Below are 22,089 nucleotides of genomic sequence, written 5' to 3'. Positions count from 1 at the left end.
GTTTGGGGGGTGTCAGCGGCAAAGGGTTTCCGATATCGTTGGCGCCACTTTCAATACAGACCGACGCGCCACGCCGACCGAGGGAACCGACGATGAACAAGGACCAGGACAACCCGGACACGTTCGTGATGGACGAACAGTCCGAGTGGCAATCCACGCAGGTGGACGACGTGTTCCTGCCTTCGGTCCAGGTGCTGATCCGCTGGAGCGACGTGGAGGCGGCGGTGGAGAGCGGCGCGGTGGTGCCTTCCGAGGCGCACGGCCTGTGGGCCGCCTGGGCGGCGCCGGGCAGCCCGCTGCGGCGCGGCGGCGCGGCGGTGGACCCGTCCTACCTTCCGACCCAGGTGGAAGACACCGTGGCGGATGATCTGCCCGACGAGTTGCCGCCCGCGCACCAGGGCGGAGGCATCAAGCAGGTGGTGATGCTGCTGGTCGGCGCGGTGGCGGGGGCCGCGCTGATGTTCGTGCTGGGGAACTGAGCGCGCGCCCTCACTGTCCGAAGCGCGGCCCGTGGGTGAGGAACGCGCTTTCTTCGGGCGTGCTGTCGCGGCCGAGCACGGCGTTGCGGTGCGGGAAGCGGCCGAAGCGCAGGACGATGTCGGCGTGCGCGCGCGCGGCCTTGAGGTTGCCCAGCAGCTTCTGCTGCAGCGCGGGCGGGCTCTGGCGCACCAGGGCCTCGAACTTCAGCACACACTCGTCCTGCAGCGCCGGGCTTTCGGCGTGCATCAGCGGCATGTAGAGAAAGACCCGGCCGATGGCCGGCAGATCGGCGTCCTGGTCGAGCGCCAGGCTCTGCAGCACCAGCCGCTGCGCCCGGCCGTCGCCGGCAAAGGCGCGCGCCTGGCCCCGGTGCACATTGCGGGTGAACTGGTCCAGCAGGATGACCAGCGCCAGCCGCTCCAGCAGGTCGTTCTCCCACTCCACGAGCTGGCCGTCCAGCGCCTGCTCCACGCGGCTGCCGAAGCGTTCGCTGATCTGCCGGTCCAGCGCGGGGCCGCCACCGAACCAGAGCGCGCTGCGGTCGTCGCTGGGCCAGCCGGTCGACAGGCCGTCGCCGAACCAGAAATCGAGAATGTCTTTGGGTTGTGCAGACATGCGGGTAAACCAAGGGGCTGCTGTTACGAATGGCTACGAGATTGACCGAGCGTGAGGTGCAGGTTACCGGGATTCGGCCTGTAATTCGGGCACCGGGTCCGAATCCAGGCCCCGACACATGGAGAACCTCACGATGAACACCCTTTCACCCAGCCTGCGACGCACCTCGGCCTGGGCCCGTGGCCTGGCCGCCGTGAGCCTGGTGGCCGGCGCCTGGGCGCTGTCCACCGCCGCCAGCCAGGCGCATGCCCGCGATGTGTACTGGTCGGTGGGCGTGAACAGCCCTGGCGTCAGCATCGGCGCCTCGAACGCGCCGGTGGTGGTGCACCAGCCGCCCGCCTATTACTACGCGCCGCCGGTGGTGGTGCAGCCCGCCCCGGTGTATTACCACCGTCCGCCGGCCGTGGTGTATGGCCCGCCGGTGGTCTACGCACCCCCGCGCCCGGTGGTGATCGGTGGCCACTGGCGCGACCGCCCGGGCCGCTGGGACGACCGCGGTCATGGTCACGGGCACTGGCACGATCGCGGTCGCGGTCACGGCCGCGGTCACCACAAGGACCGCGACTGACGGTGGCCGCCGCGGCCCTCAGCGGGCCGCGAAGCCGCGCGCGATGCGCGCCGCCAGCCGGGCGGCCACGCGCGCGGTGCGCCCCCCTTCGTCGAGCGGGGGGTTGAGTTCCGCCAAGTCGGCCGCCAGCACGCGGCCACTGGCCATCACCTGGTCCACCAGCGCTTCCACATGGGCCAGCGGCAGGCCCAGCGGGGCCGGGGCCGAGACGCCGGGCGCCCACGGTGCCGGCAGCACATCCAGACAGAGCGTCAGATAGACCCCGTCGCAGCGCGCCAGGTCGTCGGCCAGTGCGGCCTGCGCCTGCGCCAGCTGCCCGGCGGACTGCAGTTCTTCGTCCAGCCGGTGGCGCACGCCCAGCGCCGCTGCGCGGTCGAACAGCGCCTGCGTGTTGGCAAAGCGGCTGATGCCCAGCACGTGGTAGTCGAACGGCCGGCCCTGCGCCTGGCACCAGTCGGCGATCTGGCGGAACGGCGTGCCCGAGTTGCCCTGGGCGGCCATGCGCAGGTCGAAGTGGGCGTCGAGGTTGACGATCAGCACACGCTGTCGGTCGGGGTGCGCGCGCGCGATGCCCTGGAACGTGCCCCAGGCGATTTCATGGCCGCCACCCAGCACCAGCGGCCGGCAGCCCCGGGCCACCACGTCGGCGATGCGGCCGGCCAGAGCCTGCTGCGCGTCCTCCAGGCCGAGGCGGCTGCCGTCCACATCGCCCGCGTCCCACAGCGCCGGTTCGCCCAGCAGCGGCAGATTGGCCAGCGCGCCGCGCAGCGCCCGCGGGCCTTCGGCGGCCCCGGGCCGGCCGCCGTTGCGGCGCACGCCCTCGTCGACCGCAAAACCGATCAGCGCCACGCCGTCCTGCGAGGCGGCATCGAAGGGGCGCACCACGTGGTGCCAGCGGCGGCTGTCGCCGGTTTCTTCGCTGTCGGTCCGGCCTTGCCAGACGAAGGGGTTGTGTTCAGTGCTGTTCATGTGCGCTCCATGCCCGCCGCCACGACGCGGCGGCAGGGGTTGTGGCCGAACCAGTAGGCCAGCTCGTTCGGGTGGTCGAGGTCCCAGGCCACGAAGTCGGCGCGCTGGCCGGCGGCGAGCAGGCCGCGGTCGTGCAGGCCGAGTGCCCGCGCGGCCTGCACGGTGATGCCGCGCACGGCCTCCAGCGGCGTGAGGCGGAAGAAGCTGCAGGCCATGTGGGCCGCCAGCAGCAGCGACAGGCCGGGCGAGGTGCCGGGGTTGTGGTCGGTGGAGACGGCCATGGGCACGCCGGCCTCGCGCAGCGCGGCAATCGGAGGGAGTTTGATTTCGCGCAGCATGTAAAAGGCGCCCGGCAGCAGCACGGCGACGGTGCCGGCGGCCCTCATGGCGGCGATGCCTTCGCTGCTCAGGTGTTCCAGGTGGTCGCACGACAGAGCGCCGTACGAGGCCGCGAGTGCGGCGCCGCCCTGGTCGGACAGCTGTTCGGCGTGCAGCTTGACCGGCAGGCCCAGCGCCCGCGCGGCCTCGAACACGCGCCGCGTCTGGGCGGGTGTGAAGCCGATGTTCTCGCAGAAGGCGTCGACCGCGTCGACCAGGCCCTGGGCGTGCAGCGCCGGCAGCCACTCGCAGACGGCCGTGATGTAGTCGTCGGGCCGGCCCTCGTACTCCGGTGGCAGGGCGTGGGCGCCGAGGAAGGTGGTGCGCACGTCGACGCGGCGGTCGCTGCCAAGTTGGCGTGCCACGCGCAGGCAGCGCGCCTCGGCCTCCAGCGACAGGCCGTAGCCCGACTTGATCTCCAGCGTGGTCACGCCTTCGGCCATCAGCACCCGCAGGCGCCGGGCGGCGCTGGTGAACAGCTGGTCTTCGCTGGCGGCGCGCGTGGCCGCCACGGTGGAGCGGATGCCGCCGCCCGCGCGGGCGATGGCCTCGTAGCTGGCACCGTTGAGCCGCATCTCGGCCTCGGCCGCGCGGTGGCCGCCGTAGACCAGGTGGGTGTGGCAGTCGACCAGGCCGGGCGTGACCAGCGCGCCGCCGAGGTCCACCTCGTGTGCTGGCCGGGCGTGGGCGGGCAGGCCCCGGTTCGGGCCGACCCAGGTGATCCGGTCGCCGACGGTGAGCAAGGCGCCGTCGTCGACCAGGCCCCAGCCGTCGGCGCCGTGGTTGGGGTCCAGCGTGGCGAGGCGGGCGTTGTGCCAGAGGGTGGTGGTCATGGGGTCATGCCTTCGGGAATGTGGTGCAGCCACCAGCCAACGGGCGCCTCAGGTGTTGCGGGGGCGTCGGGTTCGAAGCGCCAGTCGCCCGGCGGTGCTGCGTCGAACCAGAGCAAGCCGAGGGCGGGCAGGGTGAGTGCTTCCGTTCCGTTGCGCCAGCGGCCGGGCACCCGCGCGAACAGGCCGGCCTGGGCACCGACGGGGGCTTGCCAGGCGGCGCCAGGCAACGCGGCGGCCATGCCACCCGAGCCGCCGCGGATCATGAGGTTGAAGTCGCGCACCGGGCCGCCCAGCAGGCGGCAGCCGGGCGCCGAAGCGCCGTCGAACACCCGCGGTGCGTCACCGGGGCGCTGCTCGACCTCGCGGCCGGCGAAGCCCAGGGCCACGCCATCGCCTTCGAGCACCACGAAGTGGCGGACCACGCCGGGAAAGGCCGAAAACGGGCCGTCGCTGGCGATGTCCGCCACGCTGAGGCGGCAGCGCCAGTCCTGCGGCGAGGGCCAGGCCAGGAGCTCTCGCGTGAGGCCACCGCCGTTGCGCCAGGGCACCGGGGCGATGTCGAGCGCGCAGAGCTGCCGCATGGCGTTCAGTGGGACCAGAGGCCGGCCAGCGCGTCGGCGTTGCCGTCGGTGGCGTGGCCCTGCAGCACCAGGCTGCGCGCGGCCTCGATGTCCGGCGCGAACAGGCGGTCCTGGTCGTAGAACGGCACGCGGGCGCGCAGGGTGGCGTGCGTGGCCTGCAGGCGCGGCGAGGTGGCCAGCGGGCGGTGGAAGTCCACGCCCTGCGCGGCGGCCAGCCATTCGATGCCGAGGATGGTGGCGGTGTTGTCGGCCATCTCGGCCAGACGGCGACCCGCGTAGGTGGCCATGCTCACGTGGTCTTCCTGGTTGGCGCTGGTGGGCAGGCTGTCCACGCTGGCCGGGTGGGCATGCGATTTGTTTTCCGAGGCCAGCGCGGCGGCGGTGACGTGGGCGATCATGAAACCGCTGTTGAGGCCCGGGTTGTTCACCAGGAAGGGCGGCAGGCCCGAGAGCGTGCTGTCGATCAGCAGCGCGATGCGGCGCTCGGAGATGGCGCCGATCTCGCTGATCGCGAGCGCCAGTGTGTCGGCCGCGAAGGCGACCGGCTCGGCGTGGAAGTTGCCGCCCGAGAGCACCTCGTTGGTGTCGGTGAACACCAGCGGGTTGTCGGTGACGGCGTTGGCCTCGGTGAGCAGCGTGCGCGCGGCATTGGCGATGAGGTCGCGGCAGGCGCCCATGACCTGGGGCTGGCAGCGCAGGCTGTAGGGGTCCTGCACGCGCTCGTCGTTGTCCATGTGCGAGAGGCGGATCTGGCTGCCCTGCAGCAGCGTGCGCGTGACGGCGGCCTGCGCGATCTGACCCGGCTGTCCGCGCGCGGCGTGGATGCGCGGGTCGAACGGCGCGTCGCTGCCCTTGGCGGCGTCGACGCAGAGCGCGCCGATGGTGGTGCCGGCTTCGAGCAGGCGCTCGGCCATGAACAGGCCGTGCAGCGCCAGTGCGGTCGAGACCTGGGTGCCGTTGATGAGGGCCAGGCCTTCCTTGGCGGCCAGCGTGAGCGGTGCGATGCCGGCGGCCTTCAGCGCCTCGGCGGCGGGGCGCATCTCGCCGTTCACCCGCACCGGGCCTTCGCCCATCAGCGCCAGCGTCATGTGCGACAGCGGCGCCAGGTCGCCCGAGGCGCCCACCGAGCCCTTGACCGGGATCACCGGCATCACGCCCGCGTTCAGCAGCGCGAGCAGGGTGTCGATGACCACCGGGCGCACGCCCGAGTAGCCGCGCGCCAGGCTCACCGCCTTCATCAGCATCACCAGGCGCACGGTGGCGTCGCTCATGGGTTCGCCGGTGCCGACCGAGTGCGACAGGATCAGGTTGCGCTGCAGCTGTTCGAGCTGCTCGTCGGGGATGCGGGTCTTGGCCAGCTTGCCAAAGCCCGTGTTGATGCCGTAGGCCGCGTCGCCCTTGGCCACGATGGCGTGGATGGCCGCGGCCGAGGCGTCGATGGCGGCGCGGGCCTCGCCGTTCAGCGCGACGGTGACCGGCTGCTGCCAGACGGCGCGCAGGTCGGCCAGGCTCATCTGGCCGGGGTTCAGGGTGAGGGTGGTGCTCATGGGTGCAGTGTCTCTTTGGATCAGCCAATCATCGGCAGTTTGAGGCCTTGCTTCTTGGCCGTGGCAATCGCCAGCTCGTAACCCGCATCCGCATGGCGCATCACGCCCGAGCCGCAGTCGTTCACCAGCACGCGCGCCAGGCGCTCGGCCGCGGCGTCGGTGCCGTCGGCGACGATCACCATGCCCGAGTGCTGCGAGTAGCCCATGCCGACGCCACCGCCGTGGTGCAGCGACACCCAGCTGGCGCCGCCGGCGGTGTTGAGCAGGGCGTTGAGCAATGGCCAGTCGCTCACGGCGTCGGTGCCGTCCTTCATGGCTTCGGTTTCGCGGTTGGGGCTGGCGACCGAGCCGGTGTCCAGGTGGTCGCGGCCGATCACGATGGGCGCCTTCAGTTCGCCGTTCTTCACCATTTCGTTGAAGGCCAGGCCCGCCAAGTGGCGCTCGCCCAGGCCCAGCCAGCAGATGCGCGCCGGCAGGCCCTGGAAGCTGATGCGTTCGCGCGCCATGTCCAGCCAGCGGTGGGTGTGCTTGTTGGCCGGGAACAGCTCCTTGATCTTGGCGTCGGTCTTGTAGATGTCCTCCGGGTCGCCGGAGAGCGCGACCCAGCGGAACGGCCCCTTGCCCTCGCAGAACAGCGGGCGGATGTAGGCGGGCACGAAGCCGGGGAAGTCGAAGGCGTTCTTCACGCCCTGGTCGAACGCCACCTGGCGGATGTTGTTGCCGTAGTCCACCGTGGGAATGCCCATGGCCTGGAAATCCAGCATGGCCTGCACGTGCACCGCACAGCCCCGGGCGGCTTCGGCGGTCAGGCGCTGGTGCTGCGCCGGGTCCTTCTGGGCAGCCTTCCACTGCGTCACCGTCCAGCCGATAGGCAGGTAGCCGTTGATGAGGTCGTGCGCCGAGGTCTGGTCGGTCACCAGGTCGGGTTTGATGCCGCCGGCCTTCGCGCGCTTGACCAGCTCGGGCAGCACCTCGGCGGCGTTGCCCAGCAGGGCGATGGAGACGGCTTCTTTCTTGCCGGTGTGCTCCTGGATGAGTTCCAGCGCGTGGTCGATGTCGCGCGCCTGCTTGTCCACGTAGCGCGTGCGCAGGCGGAAGTCGATGCTGCTCTGCTGGCACTCGATGTTGAGCGAGCAGGCACCGGCCAGCGTGGCGGCCAGCGGCTGTGCGCCACCCATGCCACCCAGGCCGGCGGTGAGGATCCACTTGCCGGAAAGGTCGTTGTTGTAGTGCTGGCGGCCCGCTTCGACGAAGGTCTCGAAGGTGCCCTGCACGATGCCCTGGCTGCCGATGTAGATCCAGCTGCCGGCGGTCATCTGGCCGTACATGAACAGGCCCTTGCGGTCCAGTTCGTTGAAGTGTTCCCAGTTCGCCCACTTGGGCACCAGGTTGCTGTTGGCCAGCAGCACGCGCGGCGCGTTGGCGTGGGTCTTGAACACGCCCACCGGCTTGCCCGACTGCACCAGCAGGGTCTCGTCGTCGTTGAGGTCTTTGAGCGAGGCCAGGATCTGGTCGAAGCAGGCCCAGTCGCGCGCGGCGCGGCCGATGCCGCCGTAGACGACCAGGTGCTGCGGGTTCTCGGCCACCTCGGGGTCGAGGTTGTTCTGGATCATGCGGAACGCGGCCTCGGCGATCCAGTTCTTGCAATGCAGCTGGCTGCCGCGCGGGGCGCGGATGACGCGGGTGGGGTCGAGGCGGGGATCGGTGTTGGTGGACATGGGGTGACTCCTGAAGGACAAGCTGTGGGGAGGGGCGGGATCAGGCGATCCAGCCTTGGGCGAGGGCGAGGTGGCCGATGGCGGCGGCCATCAGCAGGCTGAGCACGGTGCGCACGAACCAGACGGCGACCATCTGGCGCAGCGACAGCGGGATGCGCGTGGCGAGCACGCAGGGGATGGAACCCGAGAAGAACAGCACCGAGCTGACCGAGACCACGGCGGCGACGTAACGCACCACCGGATCGGCGCCCTTGAGCTGGATGGCCGGCAGGAACATCTCGGCCAGACCCGATGCCAGGGCCTTGGCGGTCAGCATGGGCTCGGCCAGGCCGGCGATCCACACGAAGGGCACCAGCAGCAGGCCCAGCAGGTCGAACACCGGCGTGTAGCGCGCCAGCAGCAGGCCGATCAGGCCGACGGCGAGGATGGTGGGCACCACGGCGCTGGCCATGGCGATGCCGTCGCGCAGGTTCTCGGTGAGCACGCGCCAGAGCGAGGGTGCGCTGCGGGCCTGGTGCATGCCGGCGTCCCAGGCGGCCTGCCAGCGGCTGCGGCCGACCGGCAGCGTGTCGCTGACGCCGCCGCTGTTGTCCATGCGCGAGATCGGCGGAATCCAGGCGGTGATGGCGGTCACCGCGAACGCAATGACGAAGGTGGACCAGAAGTAGAAGTTCCACGCGTCCATCAGGTTGAGCGTCTTGGCCACGATGATCATGAAGGCCGCCGAGACGGTGGAGAAACCGGTGGCGATGATGGCGGCCTCGCGCGCCGTGTACTTGCCTTCCAGGTAGACGCGGTTGGTGATCAGCAGGCCCACCGAGTAGCTGCCCACGAAAGACGCCACGGCGTCGATGGCCGAGTGGCCGGGCGTGCGCCAGATGGGGCGCATGACGGGCTGCATCAGCACGCCCACCAGCTCCAGCAGACCGAAGCCGACCAGGAAGGCCAGCGCCACCGCGCCCAGCGGCACGATCAGGCCGACCGTGAGCGCCAGCTTGTCGAACAGGAAGGGCAGCATGTCCTTCTGGAACAGTACGGCCGGACCGGTGCCGGTGAGGTACATCAGCGCCAGCACCAGGCCCAGCACCTTGAGCGCGCTGAACACGGTGGCGGTGGTGCTGGCACGCCAGCTGCCTTTGATGAAGGGCGAGGCCGCGCCCCAGGCCATGAGCGCCAGCACGAAGGCAATCGCCAGCGGGCGCTGCTGCGTGGCCAGCCAGGTGGCGGCGTGATCGAACAGGATGGTGGTCTTGCCGGCGATCTCCACCGGCAGGAAAAACATCACCAGCCCGAGGCTGCTGTAGGCCAGCATGCGCAGGGCGGCGGTGGGGTTGGGGGCGCTGGCAGCGGCGGCGCTGGTGTTCATGCGGTGTCTCCTGGTCTGACAGACAGCTTTTAAAGCTGTCTTGTTGAAATGTATATACAACTTTATGGGCCAGAATCCGGTCTGTCAATGCCATTGATCGCGTGGCGTACCCGGGAAAACCCTATGTCCGACAAGCTGCCCGCCTACCAAACCATCAAGCGCCACGTGCTCGCGCGCATCCACGACGGCACCTGGAAAGAGGGCGACGCGATCCCGGGCGAGGAAGCGCTGGCGCGCGAGTTCGGCGTCTCGCGCATGACGGTGAACCGCGCGATCCGCGAGCTGAGCGAGGAGCAGATCGTCGAGCGGGTGCAGGGCTCGGGCACCTATGTGGCGCAGCAGAAGTACCAGGCGACGCTGGTGGAGATCCGCAACATCGCCGAGGAGATCGCCGCCCGCGGCCACCGGCACCGCAGTGAGCTGCACAAGCTGGAGCGGGTGAAGGCGGGTGAGGCGCTGGGGCGTGCGTTCGGCGTGTCACCGGGCCACACGCTGTTCCATTCGGTGGTGGTGCACTTCGAGAACGATCAGCCGATCCAGGTGGAGGACCGGCACGTGAACCCGGAGGTGGCGCCGGACTACCTGACGCAGGATTTCACCTCGCAGACGCCGAACGCCTACCTGATGCGGGTGGCGCCGCTGCAGGGCGTGTCGTTCGAGATCGAGGCGCTGCATCCACCGCAGGCTGTGGCCGAGATGCTGGCGATGCAGGCGGGGGAGCCTTGTCTGGTGCTGCGGCGGCAGACGCGGTCGATGGGCAAGGTGGCTTCTGTCGCTGCTATGTGGCATCCGGCTTCCCGGTACCAGTTCACGGGGAGTTTTTGACTTCTTTTTTGCCTGCTGTGTTGGGTGGGCTGGGACGTGGGGTGCCCGTTCTCCGGCTCACCTCGCGGGCGTCGGTGCCTGTTTGCCGGTGCCACTTCGTCAACACCGGACCTGTGCGCGGCTGTGGGGGCAACCGCGAATGGAGCCTGCGCCCGGGCTCCCCACGCCCCAGCCCCGCAGACGGGTTGGCGCGCCAAGAATCAAACGCCATGTCTCTCTTCGAGTGTCCGGGTCGCACTGCATGGGGGTGGTGAGGTCGGCGGGCGTAGGCTCCATTCGCGGTTGCCACAGAGTTGGCGCGCCAGTGACATGGTTGACGAAGGCATGCAGGCGGGTCGAGGCGCGTCGCCCGCGAGCGTGAGCCGGAGAACGCCGGCCTCACCACCCGCATGACGCGAGGTGGATGAGCGAAACCGCCCGAACGCCAGCCACCCAGCTCACATCGCCCGAAACCGCCCCGCATAGAGCCGACTCACCGGCACCCGCTCCATCAACCCCGCCACTTCCAGACTCAGCTTGCCGGCCTCGTCCCGGTGCACCGTTCGGACCGCGGTGGCACGCACCACCGTGCCCCGGTGCACCTGCCAGAACACGCTGCCGTCCAGCTGCGGCAACAGGTCCTTCAGCGGCGTGCGGATCAGCAGCTCGGCCTCGCCCGTCAGCACCCGCACGTACTTGTCGGCGGCCTCGAACACCAGCACTTCGTCCACCGGCACCAGCCGGATCGTGCTGCCGACGCTGGCCTGGATCACCTTCAGCGCGGGCGCAGCGGGCGCGGCGAGCAGGGCGCGCAGGCGCTCGAAGGTCGCGTCGTCTCCGCCTGCCGCCGGCACCGGTGACGCCTGCTCGCCCAGCCGCGCCTGCAGCCGCTGCACCGTGCGCGCCAGCCGTTCCGGCACCACCGGCTTGAGCACATAGTCCACCGCCTGCGCCTCGAAGGCCTGCACCGCGTACTGGTCGTAGGCTGTCACGAACACCAGCGCGGGAAACGGGTGGTCGTCCGGCCACTCCTCGGCCAGCTCGGCGGCCGCTTCCAGCCCGGTCAGGCCGGGCATGCGGATGTCCAGGAACAGCACCTCCGGCCGCAGTGCCAGCGCCTGGCGCACCGCGCTCGCACCGTCCCCCACCTGCGCCGCTATGCGCAGTTCGGGCCAGACACGCGCCAGCTCGGCCCGCAGCGCGGCGGCCAGCAGCGGTTCGTCTTCGGCGATCAGGGCGGTGATGGATGTCATGGGGTGATCTGAAGGGGCAGCGTGAGCCGCACCGTGGTGCCCTGACCGGGCTGGCTGGAGACCTGCACCGACCCCGCGCCACCGGGCAGGCTGGCCATGCGCTCGCGCACCTGGGCCAGGCCGAAGCCGCCATCGGTGTCGGTGCGCTGCGCGTCGGGCGCCATGCCCACGCCGGTGTCGGTGATGTCGATCCGCAGCGTCTGGCCTTCGCAGCGCGCGACCACGTCGATGCGGCCGCCCTCGACGCGCGGCTCCAGCCCGTGGCGGATCGCGTTTTCCACCAGCGGCTGCAGCAGCAGCGGCGGCACCGGGTGCGCCTGCAGCTCGGCCGGCAGGTCGAAGCCGAAGGCCAGCCGCGGCCCCATGCGCACCGCCATCAGCTCCAGGTAGTCGCCCAGCCGCGCACACTCGTCGGCCAGTGTGTGGGAGCCTGCGGCGGCGTCGGCGCGCGAACCGCGCAGCGTGGCGCGCAGGTAGTCGTTGAGCCGGTCCAGCATCTGGACCGCACGCGGCGGGTCGGTCTGGATCAGCACCCTCAGGTTGGCCAGGGTGTTGAACAGCATGTGCGGTTCGAGCTGCGTCTCCAGCAGCTTCAGCCGCGCTTCGGTGGCCTGTCGGCGCAAATCCTCGGCCTTGGCGCGCTGGTAGAAGCCCATCACGAAGAAGCCCGAGATCACCATGCCCGAGAACCAGATGCCGAACAGCCGTTTGGGCGACTGGCTGACCATCTCCCAGGTCGAGCGGCCGGCATAGGCGTCGCCGATGGCGGTGCCCAGGGTGTAGCCCAGTGTCGCCGCCACCAGCATGTAGGTGAACACACGCAGATTGGACGCCCAGTAGTGCGGCGGCGGTGTACGCAGCCAGCCATGCAGCGCGATGCGCAGCGGGTCGCTGAAGAACCAGATCGAGGTGCTGATCGCGTAGCTGTAGACCAGCGAGATGTCCAGCGGGTGGCTGCGTGCCCCGATGCCCCAGAGGATGAGGCCGATGGCGAATGCGAAGCACCAGATCACCAGCAAACGCCGCAGCGCCCGCTCGCGTGCATCGGCAGGCAGCCAGCCGAACAGGCGGTGGGCGACGGCGGAATTCATGGCTGATTCGGTGGCGGGCGGAGCGGCAACGATTCTGTCATGCGCGGCGGCCGGCCATGAGCCAGAGCGCCACGGGCCGGGCCGAGAACAGTCCGGTGAGAGCGCCGTAGCCGGCGGCCATCGAGAGGGCAAAGAGCGGGTCCAGGCGCAGGCCGGGCTGCATGGACAACTCGACGCCCACGCCGTACTTGAGCAGGAAGATGGCGGAGATGGTCAGCAGGGGCAGGGCGCTGCCGGGCAGGGTGAACAGGCCGGTGGCGGGGTCGCGGGCGGTGCCGGTCGGCAGGGCGCGCGGGCCTCGCCAGGCCAGCACCAGGGCACCCGCGGCCAGCCACACCAGCAGGCCAGGGGCCAGCCAGGGGCCGGCGGCCAGGTCGCCGCCCAGGCTGATCAGCGAGAACGCGGTCAGGCCCATCGCCGGAGCGGCCGCGCGGCGCAGGCCGATGTGGCGGGTGCGCAGCTGGATCGCGCCCAGAAGCAGCAGGCCGGCCAGCAGGCCCCAGACCCAGGTCGGGGTGCGCCGCAGGATCTCGGCGCCGGCTTCGGGGTGGTTCATCAGCAACTGGATCAGCATGGGGTTCTCCGTCGGGTGGCGATGGGCGCACTGTGCCGGTCGCCCGCGTGCCCGGCCAGTGCCGCGAGACGGAACATCTGGAAACCTTCGCGAAGTGCGGCCAGCGGGGAGCGAAATGCAGGCTTCCTACAATCGACCGACCGCTCCCCGCCCGGGGTGGCGGCCTTCGAGGACACCGACTTCATGACGCTTCCCGTGCTTCCCCGGCGCCGCCTGGCCGCCGCATCGCTGACCCTGCTGGCCCTGGCCGGCTGCAACGCCCTGCCCACCGGCCCGCGCCAGGTGAATATCAGCGAAGCCCAGCTGCTCGAACGCATCGCCACGCGCTTCCCGGTCAAGCAGCGCTACCTGGGCTTGCTGGAGACCACGCTGGACCAGCCGCGGCTGCGCCTGCGGCCCGAGGAGAACCGGGTCGGCACCCTGGTGAACTATCTGATCGCGCTGCCCCTGCCCGGGCAGTCGGACATCAAGGGCCAGCTGGAGCTGAGCTACGGCCTGCGCTTCGAGCCCTCGGACACCACGCTGCGGCTGACGCAGGCGCGGGTGGAGCGGCTGGACGTGGACGGGATGAACGCCGCCCAGGCGGCGCAGGTGAAGAAGGTCGGCGGCCTGCTGGCCGAGGACCTGCTGAACGAGGCGGTTGTGCACCGCTTCAAGAAGGAAGACCTGGAGTCGCTGGCCGGCCGCGGCTACCGGCCCGGCGCGCTGCGCGTCGTGCCCGGCGGGCTGCAGCTCACCCTTGAACCCCTGCAGCGCTGAGGGCCACACCATGGACCTCATGCTGCTGATCAAGGCCGCCATCATGGGCGTGGTGGAAGGGCTGACCGAGTTCCTTCCGATTTCGTCGACCGGCCACCTCATCCTGGCCGGCACGCTGCTGGACTTCCACGACGAACGCGCCAAGGTGTTCGAGATCGCGATCCAGACCGGCGCCATCTTCGCGGTGATCATCGTGTTCTGGCAGCGCATCCGCGCCACCATCGTCGGCCTGCCGTCCGAGCGGGACGCGCAGCGCTTCGCGCTCAACGTGGTGATCGGCTGCGTGCCCGCCGTGGTGCTGGGCCTGCTGCTGGGCAAGGCCATCAAGGCGCATCTGTTCACGCCGACCGTGGTGGCGCTGGCCTTCATCGCCGGCGCCTTCGTGATCCTCTGGGCCGAACGGCGCCCGCCCTCGGCGGCGCGCGTGCAGTCGCTGGACGAGCTGACGCCGCTGGACGCGCTCAAGGTCGGGCTGGCGCAGTGTTTCGGCCTGATCCCGGGCACCAGCCGCTCGGGCTCCACCATCATCGGCGGCATGCTGTTTGGCCTCTCGCGCCAGGTGGCGACCGATTTCAGCTTCTTCCTGGGCATCCCGATCCTGATCGGCGCCGGTGGCTACAGCCTCTACAAGGAGCGCGCACTGCTGTCGGCCGCCGACATCCCCATGTTCGCGGTCGGTCTGCTGTTCGCCTTCCTCAGCGCCTGGGTCTGCATCCGCTGGCTGCTGCGCTATGTGGCCAGCCACAGCTTCGTGCCGTTCGCCTGGTACCGGATCGCCTTCGGTGTGCTGATCCTGCTGACCGCCCATTTCGGCTGGGTCGACTGGTCGGCCTGAGGGTGGAGAACCCGGCCCGGTGACCACCATGGGTTCGCTGCTCTGGCGGCTTTCCACGCTGCTCGGTGGCGTCGGGCTGCTGGTGGTGGGCGTGGGCCTGCTGTTCTCGGTGCTGGGCTTGCGTGCGGGGGCGGCCGACTTCTCGCGCCTGGCGCTGGGTCTGGTGACATCGGCCTATTTCGCCGGCTTCGTGCTGGGCACCTACCTCTGCCCGAAGGTGATCCGCCGGGTGGGCCACATCCGTGCCTTCGCGGCCATGGCCTCGCTGGCATCGACGATGCCGATCCTGCACGCGCTGTGGATCGACCCCTGGTTCTGGGGCCTGTTGCGCCTGGTCACCGGCGTGTGCATGGTGGGTCTGTACATCGTGGTGGAGAGCTGGCTGAACGCGCTGGCACCCAGCGAACACCGCGGCAAGTTGTTCGCGGTCTACATGGCGATCAACTTCGTGGCGCTGGCGCTGGGGCAGTGGCTCATCCTGGTGGGTGACCGGCTGGGCTTCGTGCCGTTCGCGTTGGTCTCTGTGATGTTCTCGTTCGCACTGCTGCCGATCACCATGACGCCGGTGGACGAACCCGAGCCGGTGCAGGCGCCCCGGCTGAGCATGCGCAGCCTCTACGACGCGTCGCCCATGGGCATGGCGGCGGCCCTCTGTTCGGGGCTGGTCACCGGGTCGTTCTACGGGCTGGCGGCGTCGTTCGCGCAGGGCGCCGGGCTGGGCGATGGCGCTGTGGCCAGTTTCATGGCCGCGACCATCCTGGGTGGAGCGGTGTTCCAGTGGCCGGTCGGGCATTTCTCGGACACCCACGACCGGCGCCTGGTGCTGCTGTGGGTGTGCCTGCTCGGTGCAGGCCTGTGCGGCCTGGGCTGGCTGGTGGCGGGCATCGCGGCGCCCTGGCTGCTGGCGCTGGCGCCGCTGCTCGGCGGCCTGATCTTCGCGATCTATGGCCTGGGTGTGGCGCACGTGAACGATGTGATCGACTCCAGCCGGCTGGTGGAGTTCACCGGAGGCCTCCTGTTGCTGCATGGTGCCGGTGCGGCACTGGGACCGACCCTGGCCGGCACGGTGATGGAGGTGGCCGGTTCCGACAGCCTGATGCTGTGCTTCGCCGCGGTGCTGGGCGGGCTGGCGATCTACACCCTCAAGCGCCTGGGGGTCGCCGGCCCGGTGCCTGCCGAGGACAAGGCGCAGTTCGTGCTCATGGGCGGAGGGTCCCAGGCGGTGCTGCAGATGGACCCGCGCCAGTCCGGGGCAACAGGCCCGGACGATGCGGCGTCCGCCAGCACGCCGCCCCACTGAACGTCCCAGGCGGGGTCAGGCGAGATCGCCCAGCGTGAATCCGAATGTGGCTCCCGCGCCCGGACGGGCTTCGGCCCGCAATTCCCCGCCATGGCGCTGCACGATGCGGCGCGCCGTGGCCAGGCCGATGCCCAGACCGGCGAACTCGCTCGGTCCGTGCAGGCGCTGGAAGGGCTGGAACAGCTTGCTGGCGCGCGCCATGTCGAAACCCGTGCCGTTGTCGCTGACGCAGAACTCGCGCCCGCCATCGGCCTTGCGCGAGAACACCCGGATGCGGGCCGGTGCCACACCGGAGGTGTACTTCCAGGCGTTGTTCAGCAGGTTCTGCATCAGCGCCTCGATCAGCGCCGGATCGGCCTGCACGAGCAGGTCGGGCTCGATCTCCCACTCGACCGCGCGCTGGGGTTCGGCCACCGACAGCTCCTCGAGGATGCGGGTGGCGATGGCGCTCAGGTTCACGTTCTCGCGTTGCACCTCGCCGCGTGAGTACTGCGAGAGCTTGAGCAGCCCGTCGATCAGCTCGCCCATCTTCTTGCTTGCGCCCATGATGCGGCCGAGGTGTTCCTGGCTGGCGGTGTCCAGGGCCGGGTTGTCCTCCCGCAGGGCCTGCGCGAAGCCATTGATGATGCGCAGCGGCGACCGCAGGTCGTGCGCCACCGCGTACGAGTAGCTCTCCAGCTCGTCGTAGGCGTCTCGCAGCGCGCGTGTGCGGTCGCGGATGCGCTGCTCCAGCGTCGCGTTGAGCTGCTGGAACTCCAGTTCGATGCGTTTGCGTTCGGTGATGTCCTGCGTCACGCCCAGGGCCCGGATCGCGCGGCCCTGGGGGTCGCGTTCGAACTCCGCCTTCACCGAATGCCAGTACTCGTGCCCGTCAAGAACGACCCGGTACTCGATCTCGTAGACGGCCTCTCCCTTGACGGCCCGTGGCCACAGCGCCATCACCCGCAGGCGGTCGTCGGGGTGGATCATGTCCAGCATGTCCTTGGTGCCGTATTCGTTGGACGGGAAGGAGAGGAAGGACTCGCTCTTGGTGAGGTTGCCGATCCGGCCGGTGGCGAGGTCGGCCTGCCAGGCGCCGATGTTCGCCAGCTTCTGTGCCTGGCTCATGAGGTTCTGGCTGGTGCGCAGGGCCTCTTCCGCGGCCTTCTGGGCGCTGATGTCCTGCACCACCGCAATGAGGTAATCGGGCTCGCCGCTGGACTTGCGCACCAGCGCCACCGTCAGCTGGACCCACACGATGTGTCCGTCCTTGTGCCGGTAGCGCTTCTCCAGCATGTAGCTGATCCGTGCGCCGGTCAGCGCCTCGTCGAGCATACGCAGGTCGGGGCCGATGTCCTCGGCGACGGTGATGTCCTGGAAGCTCAGGTGCGCCAGCTCGTCCTTGCTGTAGCCGACCATGTTGCAGAAGGTCTGGTTGGCGCGGAGCAGCCGGCCTCGGGTGTCGACGTGGGTGATGCCCGATGCCGCATGCTCGAAGGTGTCCAGGAGGTGCTGCTGCGCCAGCCGGATCTGCCGGTCCGCTGCCTGCAGCTGCCGGTTGCGCGACTGCATCAGCGCAATCGCCCCGACCACCACCAGCTGGGTGATCAGGTGCCAGGTGTTGAGCCAGAAGGCTTCCTCCAGGTTCTGGAACACGAAGGACCCGTAGGGCGGCACCATGAAGAAATTGACCAGCAGCATGCCCAGTGCGAGGCTGACCAGTCCGGGGCCGAGCCCGCCGTAGAGGGCCGAAAACGCCACCGCGAGCGCAGGGGTGATGAAGCGCCCGCCGGAGTCGGCCGGCGCCAGTGCGACGCGCGCCCAGACCGCGATCAGCGTCAGCACGATGGCCGCTCCATAGCGCAGCCAGGCCGGATGATCGGTCCAGTCGAGGAGGGCACGGCCGGCAGTGGCCGTGTGTGGGTTGGACGCAGCGCTCATGGTGCTTGAAGCATCCTACCCCGAGTACCCGGGATCAAGCGCCGGAAAAGCCCGGATTTTTCAGCGCCTGCAGGCAGGCGTCGATGGCCGCAGCGGTCTCGTGGGGGCGTTCCATGGGGAACAGGTGGCTGCCCGGGAGCATGCGCAGGCGCCCGGGATGGGGGCCCACCAGCTTGTGCGTCATGGCCATGCCGACCTGTTTCATCTCCTGCGAGTCGTGGCCACCCAGGAAGCCCACCGGGCACTGCAGCGGGTGGCGTCGCAGCAGGCGGTCGAGGTTGTGGGGCAGGGTGTTGTAGATCGCGGTTTCGACGTCGCGGTCGAAGGCCAGCACGCGGCGTGGCCCCTGGGGCGTGTTCGCATCCAGCGTGCCGTGTTCGATGTAGTCGCGCAGCACCTGGGGGTCCCAGGCGGCGAAGGCCTTCTTGCGGGCAAAGTGGTCGAAGGCCGACTGGGCATCGGGCCAGCTGTGGCGGCGGATGCGGCTGATCTTGCCGGGCGAGATCGATCCCACCAGCTGCGTGCGCTTGGCCAGCTCCAGCGCCCGCGCCCGCCAGCCGCCCAGCACCGGCGAGTCGATCAGCAGCACGCCCTGCACGCCGTGGCCGCCGAGCCGGGGGTGGCGCGCGGCGCACATGATGCTCAGGAAGCCGCCGAGCGAGTGCCCGACCAGCCAGGCGGGCTTGCCGTGCTTCTCGATCTCGGGGCCGGCGAAGTCGGCGAGCTGCTGCACCAGGTGTGGCCAGTTGCTGGTGACCGGGTACTTCGGGTCGTGGCCGAACTTCTCCACCGCACGCACCGCGTGGCCGCGCGCCCGCAACGACTTGAACAGCACGCCGTAGGTGCTGGCCGGGAAGCTGTTGGCGTGGGAGAAAACGATCAGGGACATCAGATCAGCTTCTCTTTCGGGTTCGTGATCTTCTTGAGGGGCTGGCTGCGCGTGCTGCAGCCCATCAGCGGCACATTCGTCGGCGCCCCGTCCCAGACCGGATGCTCGATGGCGTCGAACACCTCGCGCAGCTTCTGGCCCCAGGTGTTGCGCACCATGCGGAAGTAGGGGTTGTTCTCGTCGATGCAGGTGATCCGGTCGGTCTTGAGCGCGTCGGCTTCGTAGACCACCAGGTCCAGCGGCAGGCCCACCGACAGGTTGGACTTGAGCGTGCTGTCCATCGACACCAGCGCGCACTTGGCGGCCTCGTCCAGCGGTGTGTCGGGTGTGATCACACGGTCCAGCACGGGTTTGCCGTACTTGGATTCGCCGATCTGGAAGAACGGCGTCTCGGGCGTGGCCTCGATGAAGTTGCCGGCCGAATAGACCTGGAACAGGCGCATGCCCTCGCTGCCGATCTGCCCGCCGAAGATCATCGAGACGTTGAAGTCCACGCCGGCGCGCTTGAGCGCCTCGCCATCGCGTTCGAACACATGCCGCACGGCCGATCCCAGCACGCGCGCGGCGTCGAACATGCTCCTGGCGTTCCAGATGGTGACCGGGTCGCCGCCCTCGTGGTCGGCCAGCTGCTCGACCTGCAGGATCTCGCGCACCGACTGCGAGATGCTCAGGTTGCCGGCCGAGAGCAGGCACATGAAGCGGTCGCCCGGCTTCTCGTAGACGATCATCTTGCGGAAGGTGCTGATCTGGTCCAGGCCCGCGTTGGTGCGGGAGTCGGACAGGAAGACCAGGCCGGCCTTGAGTTTGACGGCGACGCAGTAGGTCATGGTTTCGTGGCGAGTTTCTTGAGGGCGTAGAGCTGGTCCAGCGCCTCGCGTGGGCTCAGCGCATCGGGGTCGATGGTGGCCAGGGCGGCCAGCACCGGGGGCGTTTCAGGTTCGGGTGGGGCCGGTGGCGGGGCGAACAGGTCCACCTGCACACGGCTGCTTTCGCTGTGCGCCTCCAGCGCGGCCAGCGCGTGCTTGGCGTGCTGCACCACCGCGCCGGGCACGCCGGCCAGGCGAGCGACCTGGATGCCGTAGCTGCGGCTGGCCGGGCCGGGCTCGATCTGGTGCAGGAAGACGATGCCGCTCTTGCCGCCACCCTCGACCGCGCTCACGTGCACGTTCACCGCGCCGTGGTGGGTGGCCGGAAACTCGGTCAGCTCGAAGTAGTGGGTGGCGAACAGTGTGAAGCAGCGCGCCTTGTCGTGCAGGTGCGCGGCGATGCCGCCGGCCAGGGCCAGGCCATCGAAGGTCGAGGTGCCGCGGCCGATCTCGTCCATCAGCACCAGGCTTTCCGGCGTCGCGGCGTGCAGGATCTGCGCGGCCTCGGTCATCTCGACCATGAAGGTGGACTGCGCGTTGGCCAGGTCGTCGGCCGCGCCGATGCGGGTGTGGATGGCATCGATCGGGCCCAGGCGGCAGCTGGCGGCCGGCACGTAGCTGCCCATCGAAGCCAGCAGCACGATGACCGCGACCTGGCGCATGTAGGTGCTCTTGCCGCCCATGTTGGGGCCGGTGATGACCTGCATGCGCTGCTTGCCGCCCAGCACCGTGTCGTTGGCGATGAAGCTGCCGCCGGTGGTTTCGTTCAGGCGCGCTTCCACGACGGGGTGGCGGCCCCCCCGGATCTCGATGCAGGGCTCGGGCGCGAACGTCGGTTCGTTCCAGTTCAGCGTCAGCGAGCGCTCGGTCAGCGCACACAGCGCGTCCAGCGCGGCCATGGCACGGGCCAGCTTCGTCAGCGGGTCGATCCAGGCCTGCATCTCGTCGAGCAGCAGCTCGTACAGATACTTCTCGCGCGCCAGGGCACGGTCCTGCGCGCTGAGCGCCTTGTCTTCAAAGGCCTTGAGCTCGGGCGTGATGAAGCGCTCGGCGTTCTTGAGCGTCTGGCGCCGGCGGTAGTCGTCGGGCACCTTGTCCAGCTGGCCCTGCGTGACCTCGATGTAGAAGCCGTGCACCTTGTTGAACTGCACGCGCAGGTTGGCGATGCCGGTGCGCGCGCGTTCGCGGGTTTCGAGGTCGATCAGGAAGCCGTCGCAGTTGGTCTGGATGGCACGCAGCTCGTCCAGCTCGGCGTCGAAGCCGTCGGCGATCACGCCACCGTCGCGCACCAGGGCGGCCGGTTCGGGCGCGATGGCCTGGGCCAGTCGTTCGGCGCAGCCGGCGGGCGGTGTCAGGTCGGCGGCGATGCGCGCCAGCAGGGCAGGCGGTGTGGGGCCCAGGCTGGCGGCCAGCGCCCGCGCGAGCTGCTGCGAGCGGGCCAGCGTGGCGGTCAGCCCCACCAGCTCGCGCGGGCGCACCTGGCGCAGCGCGGTGCGGGCGGTGATGCGCTCGACGTCGCTCGACCCCTTGAGTTCGGCGCGCAGGGTCTGCCACAGCCCACCCCGCAACAGGCCGATGGCGGCCAGCCGCTCGCGCGCCTGCGTGCGCTCGCGGCGCGGCTCCAGCAGCCAGCTGCGCAGCGCGCGGCTGCCCATGCCGGTGTGGCAGGTGTCCAGCAGCGAGAACAGCGTCGGGCTGGTCTCGCCGCGCAGGGTGTGGGTGAGTTCGAGGTTGCGCCGCGTGTTGACCGGCAGGTCGATCAGCTCGCCGCTGCGCGCCACCTGCAGGCTCCTGATGTGGGTGAGCGCGCGGCCCTGCGTGTGTTCGGCATAGGCCAGCAGCGCGGCGGCGGCGGCGTGCGCGTCCTTGAGCTCCTGCGCGTCCCAGGCGGCCAGGCTGGCGGCCTGGAGTTGTTCGAGCAGCTTGCGCTCACCCAGCCCGGCGTCAAAGGCCCAGGCCGGCCGCACCACGGCCACGCAGCGCGCGCCGCTGGGCAGGGGCTGGGCGCTGATCTGCTGCAGCGATTTCTCGAACGCGGGGGTCACCTCGGCGCTGTAGAGCACCTCGCCGGGGCCCACGCGGGCGATCCAGTCGGCCAGCTCGTCGCTGGCGCACTGCGCCAGGAAGACGATGCCCTGGGTCACCGACAGCCAGGCCAGGCCCAGGCCGGTGCGGGCACCGGGGTGCACCGCCATCACCAGCGCCTCGGTCTTGTCGGACAGCAGCTCGGTGTCGGTCAGCGTGCCGGGGGTGACCACGCGCACCACCTTGCGCTCCACCGGCCCCTTGGCGGTGGCCACGTCGCCCACCTGTTCGCAGATGGCGACCGACTCGCCCAGCTTGATCAGCCGCGCCAGGTAGCTCTCGACCGAGTGGAAGGGCACGCCGGCCATGATGACCGGCTCGCCGGCCGACTGGCCGCGCTGGGTGAGGGTGATGTCCAGCAGCCGCGCGGCCTTTTCCGCATCGGCGTAGAACATCTCGTAGAAGTCGCCCATGCGGTAGAACAGCAGCGTGTCGGGGTGCCCGGCCTTGAGGGCCAGGTACTGCTGCATCATGGGGGTGTGGCGGTCCAGCGGGGCGGTCAAGGCAAGTCCGGGAAACAGTGCACAAAAGCGACCTACTTTAGCAGTTCGGGGTCTTCCCGCAGTGCGACCTTGTGACCCACAATGGGCCATTGTCTGTCCGCAGAGCCCTGTCTTTTTGAACATGCCGCCGTCCACCAGCGCGTACCCGTCCGGAA

20 protein-coding genes are annotated in these 22,089 nt (G+C 69.9%); 5 read left to right on the top strand and 15 right to left on the bottom strand.

The genetic code is table 11. From position 1 onward, the window contains the following. Positions 1–50 precede the first annotated feature (50 nt). Both BC358_RS22485 and BC358_RS08180 read right to left on the bottom strand, forming a co-directional pair. Positions 51–395 carry a hypothetical protein gene (locus BC358_RS22485; RefSeq protein ID WP_179130033.1) on the bottom strand — a complete coding sequence of 115 codons (345 nt, stop codon included), beginning with the start codon at positions 393–395 and terminating at the stop codon, positions 51–53. A gap of 94 nt (positions 396–489) precedes the next feature. Then, positions 490–1,095 (bottom strand): DUF924 family protein, encoded by a 606-nt coding sequence (locus BC358_RS08180; protein WP_079365434.1) that lies wholly within the window; start codon positions 1,093–1,095, stop codon positions 490–492. A 133-nt stretch (positions 1,096–1,228) separates the two neighbouring features. Here BC358_RS08180 and BC358_RS08175 point away from each other — a divergent pair, with 133 nt between their 5' ends. Then, positions 1,229–1,663: a hypothetical protein gene (locus BC358_RS08175; RefSeq protein ID WP_079365433.1), complete on the top strand. Its 435-nt coding sequence runs from the start codon at positions 1,229–1,231 to the stop codon at positions 1,661–1,663. 18 nt (positions 1,664–1,681) lie between these two features. On the opposite strand, the gene hutG is transcribed toward BC358_RS08175, so the two are convergent. The 6 genes from hutG to BC358_RS08145 are packed head-to-tail and all read right to left on the bottom strand — an operon-like array spanning position 1,682 to position 9,055. Continuing rightward, complete coding sequence (gene hutG / locus BC358_RS08170; RefSeq protein ID WP_079365432.1) at positions 1,682–2,632, bottom strand: formimidoylglutamase; 951 nt, start codon at positions 2,630–2,632, stop codon at positions 1,682–1,684. After that, a complete protein-coding gene (gene hutI, locus BC358_RS08165) occupies positions 2,629–3,843 on the bottom strand; it encodes an imidazolonepropionase (RefSeq protein ID WP_079365431.1) in 1,215 nt (404 codons plus the stop codon). The genes hutG and hutI overlap by 4 nt, the downstream gene beginning before the upstream one ends. Next, positions 3,840–4,424 (bottom strand): HutD family protein, encoded by a 585-nt coding sequence (locus tag BC358_RS08160; RefSeq protein ID WP_079365430.1) that lies wholly within the window; start codon positions 4,422–4,424, stop codon positions 3,840–3,842. The genes hutI and BC358_RS08160 overlap by 4 nt, the downstream gene beginning before the upstream one ends. 5 nt (positions 4,425–4,429) lie before the next feature. Beyond that, on the bottom strand, positions 4,430–5,971 hold the full coding sequence (gene hutH / locus BC358_RS08155) for a histidine ammonia-lyase (protein WP_079365429.1): 1,542 nt from the start codon (positions 5,969–5,971) through the stop codon (positions 4,430–4,432). 20 nt (positions 5,972–5,991) lie between these two features. Beyond that, the gene (hutU, locus tag BC358_RS08150; protein WP_079365428.1) at positions 5,992–7,689 is read right to left on the bottom strand and encodes a urocanate hydratase; all 1,698 of its coding nucleotides are present in this window, start codon (positions 7,687–7,689) and stop codon (positions 5,992–5,994) included. A 40-nt stretch (positions 7,690–7,729) separates the two neighbouring features. Next, positions 7,730–9,055, bottom strand: a complete 1,326-nt coding sequence (locus BC358_RS08145; protein WP_079365427.1) for a YjiH family protein — start codon at positions 9,053–9,055, stop codon at positions 7,730–7,732. Positions 9,056–9,178: 123 nt separating this feature from the next. Here BC358_RS08145 and hutC point away from each other — a divergent pair, with 123 nt between their 5' ends. Then, a complete protein-coding gene (hutC, locus tag BC358_RS08140) occupies positions 9,179–9,880 on the top strand; it encodes a histidine utilization repressor (RefSeq protein WP_066157897.1) in 702 nt (233 codons plus the stop codon). Between the two features lie 437 nt (positions 9,881–10,317). On the opposite strand, the gene BC358_RS08135 is transcribed toward hutC, so the two are convergent. The 3 genes from BC358_RS08135 to BC358_RS08125 are packed head-to-tail and all read right to left on the bottom strand — an operon-like array spanning position 10,318 to position 12,777. Further along, positions 10,318–11,112 (bottom strand): LytTR family DNA-binding domain-containing protein, encoded by a 795-nt coding sequence (locus BC358_RS08135; RefSeq protein WP_079365426.1) that lies wholly within the window; start codon positions 11,110–11,112, stop codon positions 10,318–10,320. Then, positions 11,109–12,203 (bottom strand): sensor histidine kinase, encoded by a 1,095-nt coding sequence (locus BC358_RS08130; protein WP_079365425.1) that lies wholly within the window; start codon positions 12,201–12,203, stop codon positions 11,109–11,111. Before BC358_RS08130 ends, BC358_RS08135 begins: the two co-directional genes overlap by 4 nt. Before the next feature lie 37 nt (positions 12,204–12,240). Continuing rightward, positions 12,241–12,777 carry a DUF6622 family protein gene (locus tag BC358_RS08125; protein WP_079365424.1) on the bottom strand — a complete coding sequence of 179 codons (537 nt, stop codon included), beginning with the start codon at positions 12,775–12,777 and terminating at the stop codon, positions 12,241–12,243. Positions 12,778–12,960: 183 nt separating this feature from the next. Here BC358_RS08125 and BC358_RS08120 point away from each other — a divergent pair, with 183 nt between their 5' ends. The 3 genes from BC358_RS08120 to BC358_RS08110 are packed head-to-tail and all read left to right on the top strand — an operon-like array spanning position 12,961 to position 15,671. Next, positions 12,961–13,536, top strand: coding sequence for a DUF1439 domain-containing protein (locus BC358_RS08120; RefSeq protein WP_143434225.1), 576 nt, complete (start codon positions 12,961–12,963; stop codon positions 13,534–13,536). 10 nt (positions 13,537–13,546) lie between these two features. Then, on the top strand, positions 13,547–14,371 hold the full coding sequence (locus BC358_RS08115) for an undecaprenyl-diphosphate phosphatase (protein ID WP_079365422.1): 825 nt from the start codon (positions 13,547–13,549) through the stop codon (positions 14,369–14,371). A 28-nt stretch (positions 14,372–14,399) separates the two neighbouring features. Beyond that, positions 14,400–15,671 (top strand): MFS transporter, encoded by a 1,272-nt coding sequence (locus BC358_RS08110; protein ID WP_143434224.1) that lies wholly within the window; start codon positions 14,400–14,402, stop codon positions 15,669–15,671. Positions 15,672–15,686: 15 nt separating this feature from the next. Here the strand turns inward: BC358_RS08110 and BC358_RS08105 are convergent, their stop codons facing one another. Genes BC358_RS08105 through mutS form a run of 4 tightly spaced genes read right to left on the bottom strand, consistent with a single transcriptional unit; the run spans position 15,687 to position 21,904 of the window. After that, entirely contained in the window at positions 15,687–17,591 is a 1,905-nt protein-coding gene (locus BC358_RS08105) for a PAS domain S-box protein (protein ID WP_079365421.1), read from the bottom strand. A 34-nt stretch (positions 17,592–17,625) separates the two neighbouring features. Beyond that, positions 17,626–18,480: an alpha/beta fold hydrolase gene (locus BC358_RS08100; RefSeq protein WP_079365420.1), complete on the bottom strand. Its 855-nt coding sequence runs from the start codon at positions 18,478–18,480 to the stop codon at positions 17,626–17,628. Then, positions 18,480–19,307: a proteasome-type protease gene (locus tag BC358_RS08095; RefSeq protein WP_079365419.1), complete on the bottom strand. Its 828-nt coding sequence runs from the start codon at positions 19,305–19,307 to the stop codon at positions 18,480–18,482. Before BC358_RS08095 ends, BC358_RS08100 begins: the two co-directional genes overlap by 1 nt. Continuing rightward, positions 19,304–21,904, bottom strand: a complete 2,601-nt coding sequence (mutS, locus tag BC358_RS08090) for a DNA mismatch repair protein MutS (protein ID WP_079365418.1) — start codon at positions 21,902–21,904, stop codon at positions 19,304–19,306. Before mutS ends, BC358_RS08095 begins: the two co-directional genes overlap by 4 nt. Between the last annotated feature and the right edge of the window lie 185 nt (positions 21,905–22,089).

It is taken from the genome of Hydrogenophaga sp. H7 (assembly GCF_002025745.1).
Classification (GTDB): domain Bacteria; phylum Pseudomonadota; class Gammaproteobacteria; order Burkholderiales; family Burkholderiaceae_C; genus Hydrogenophaga; species Hydrogenophaga pseudoflava.
Note: the sequence above shows the minus strand (reverse complement) of the source record. Positions and strands in the feature narration are given on the sequence as shown.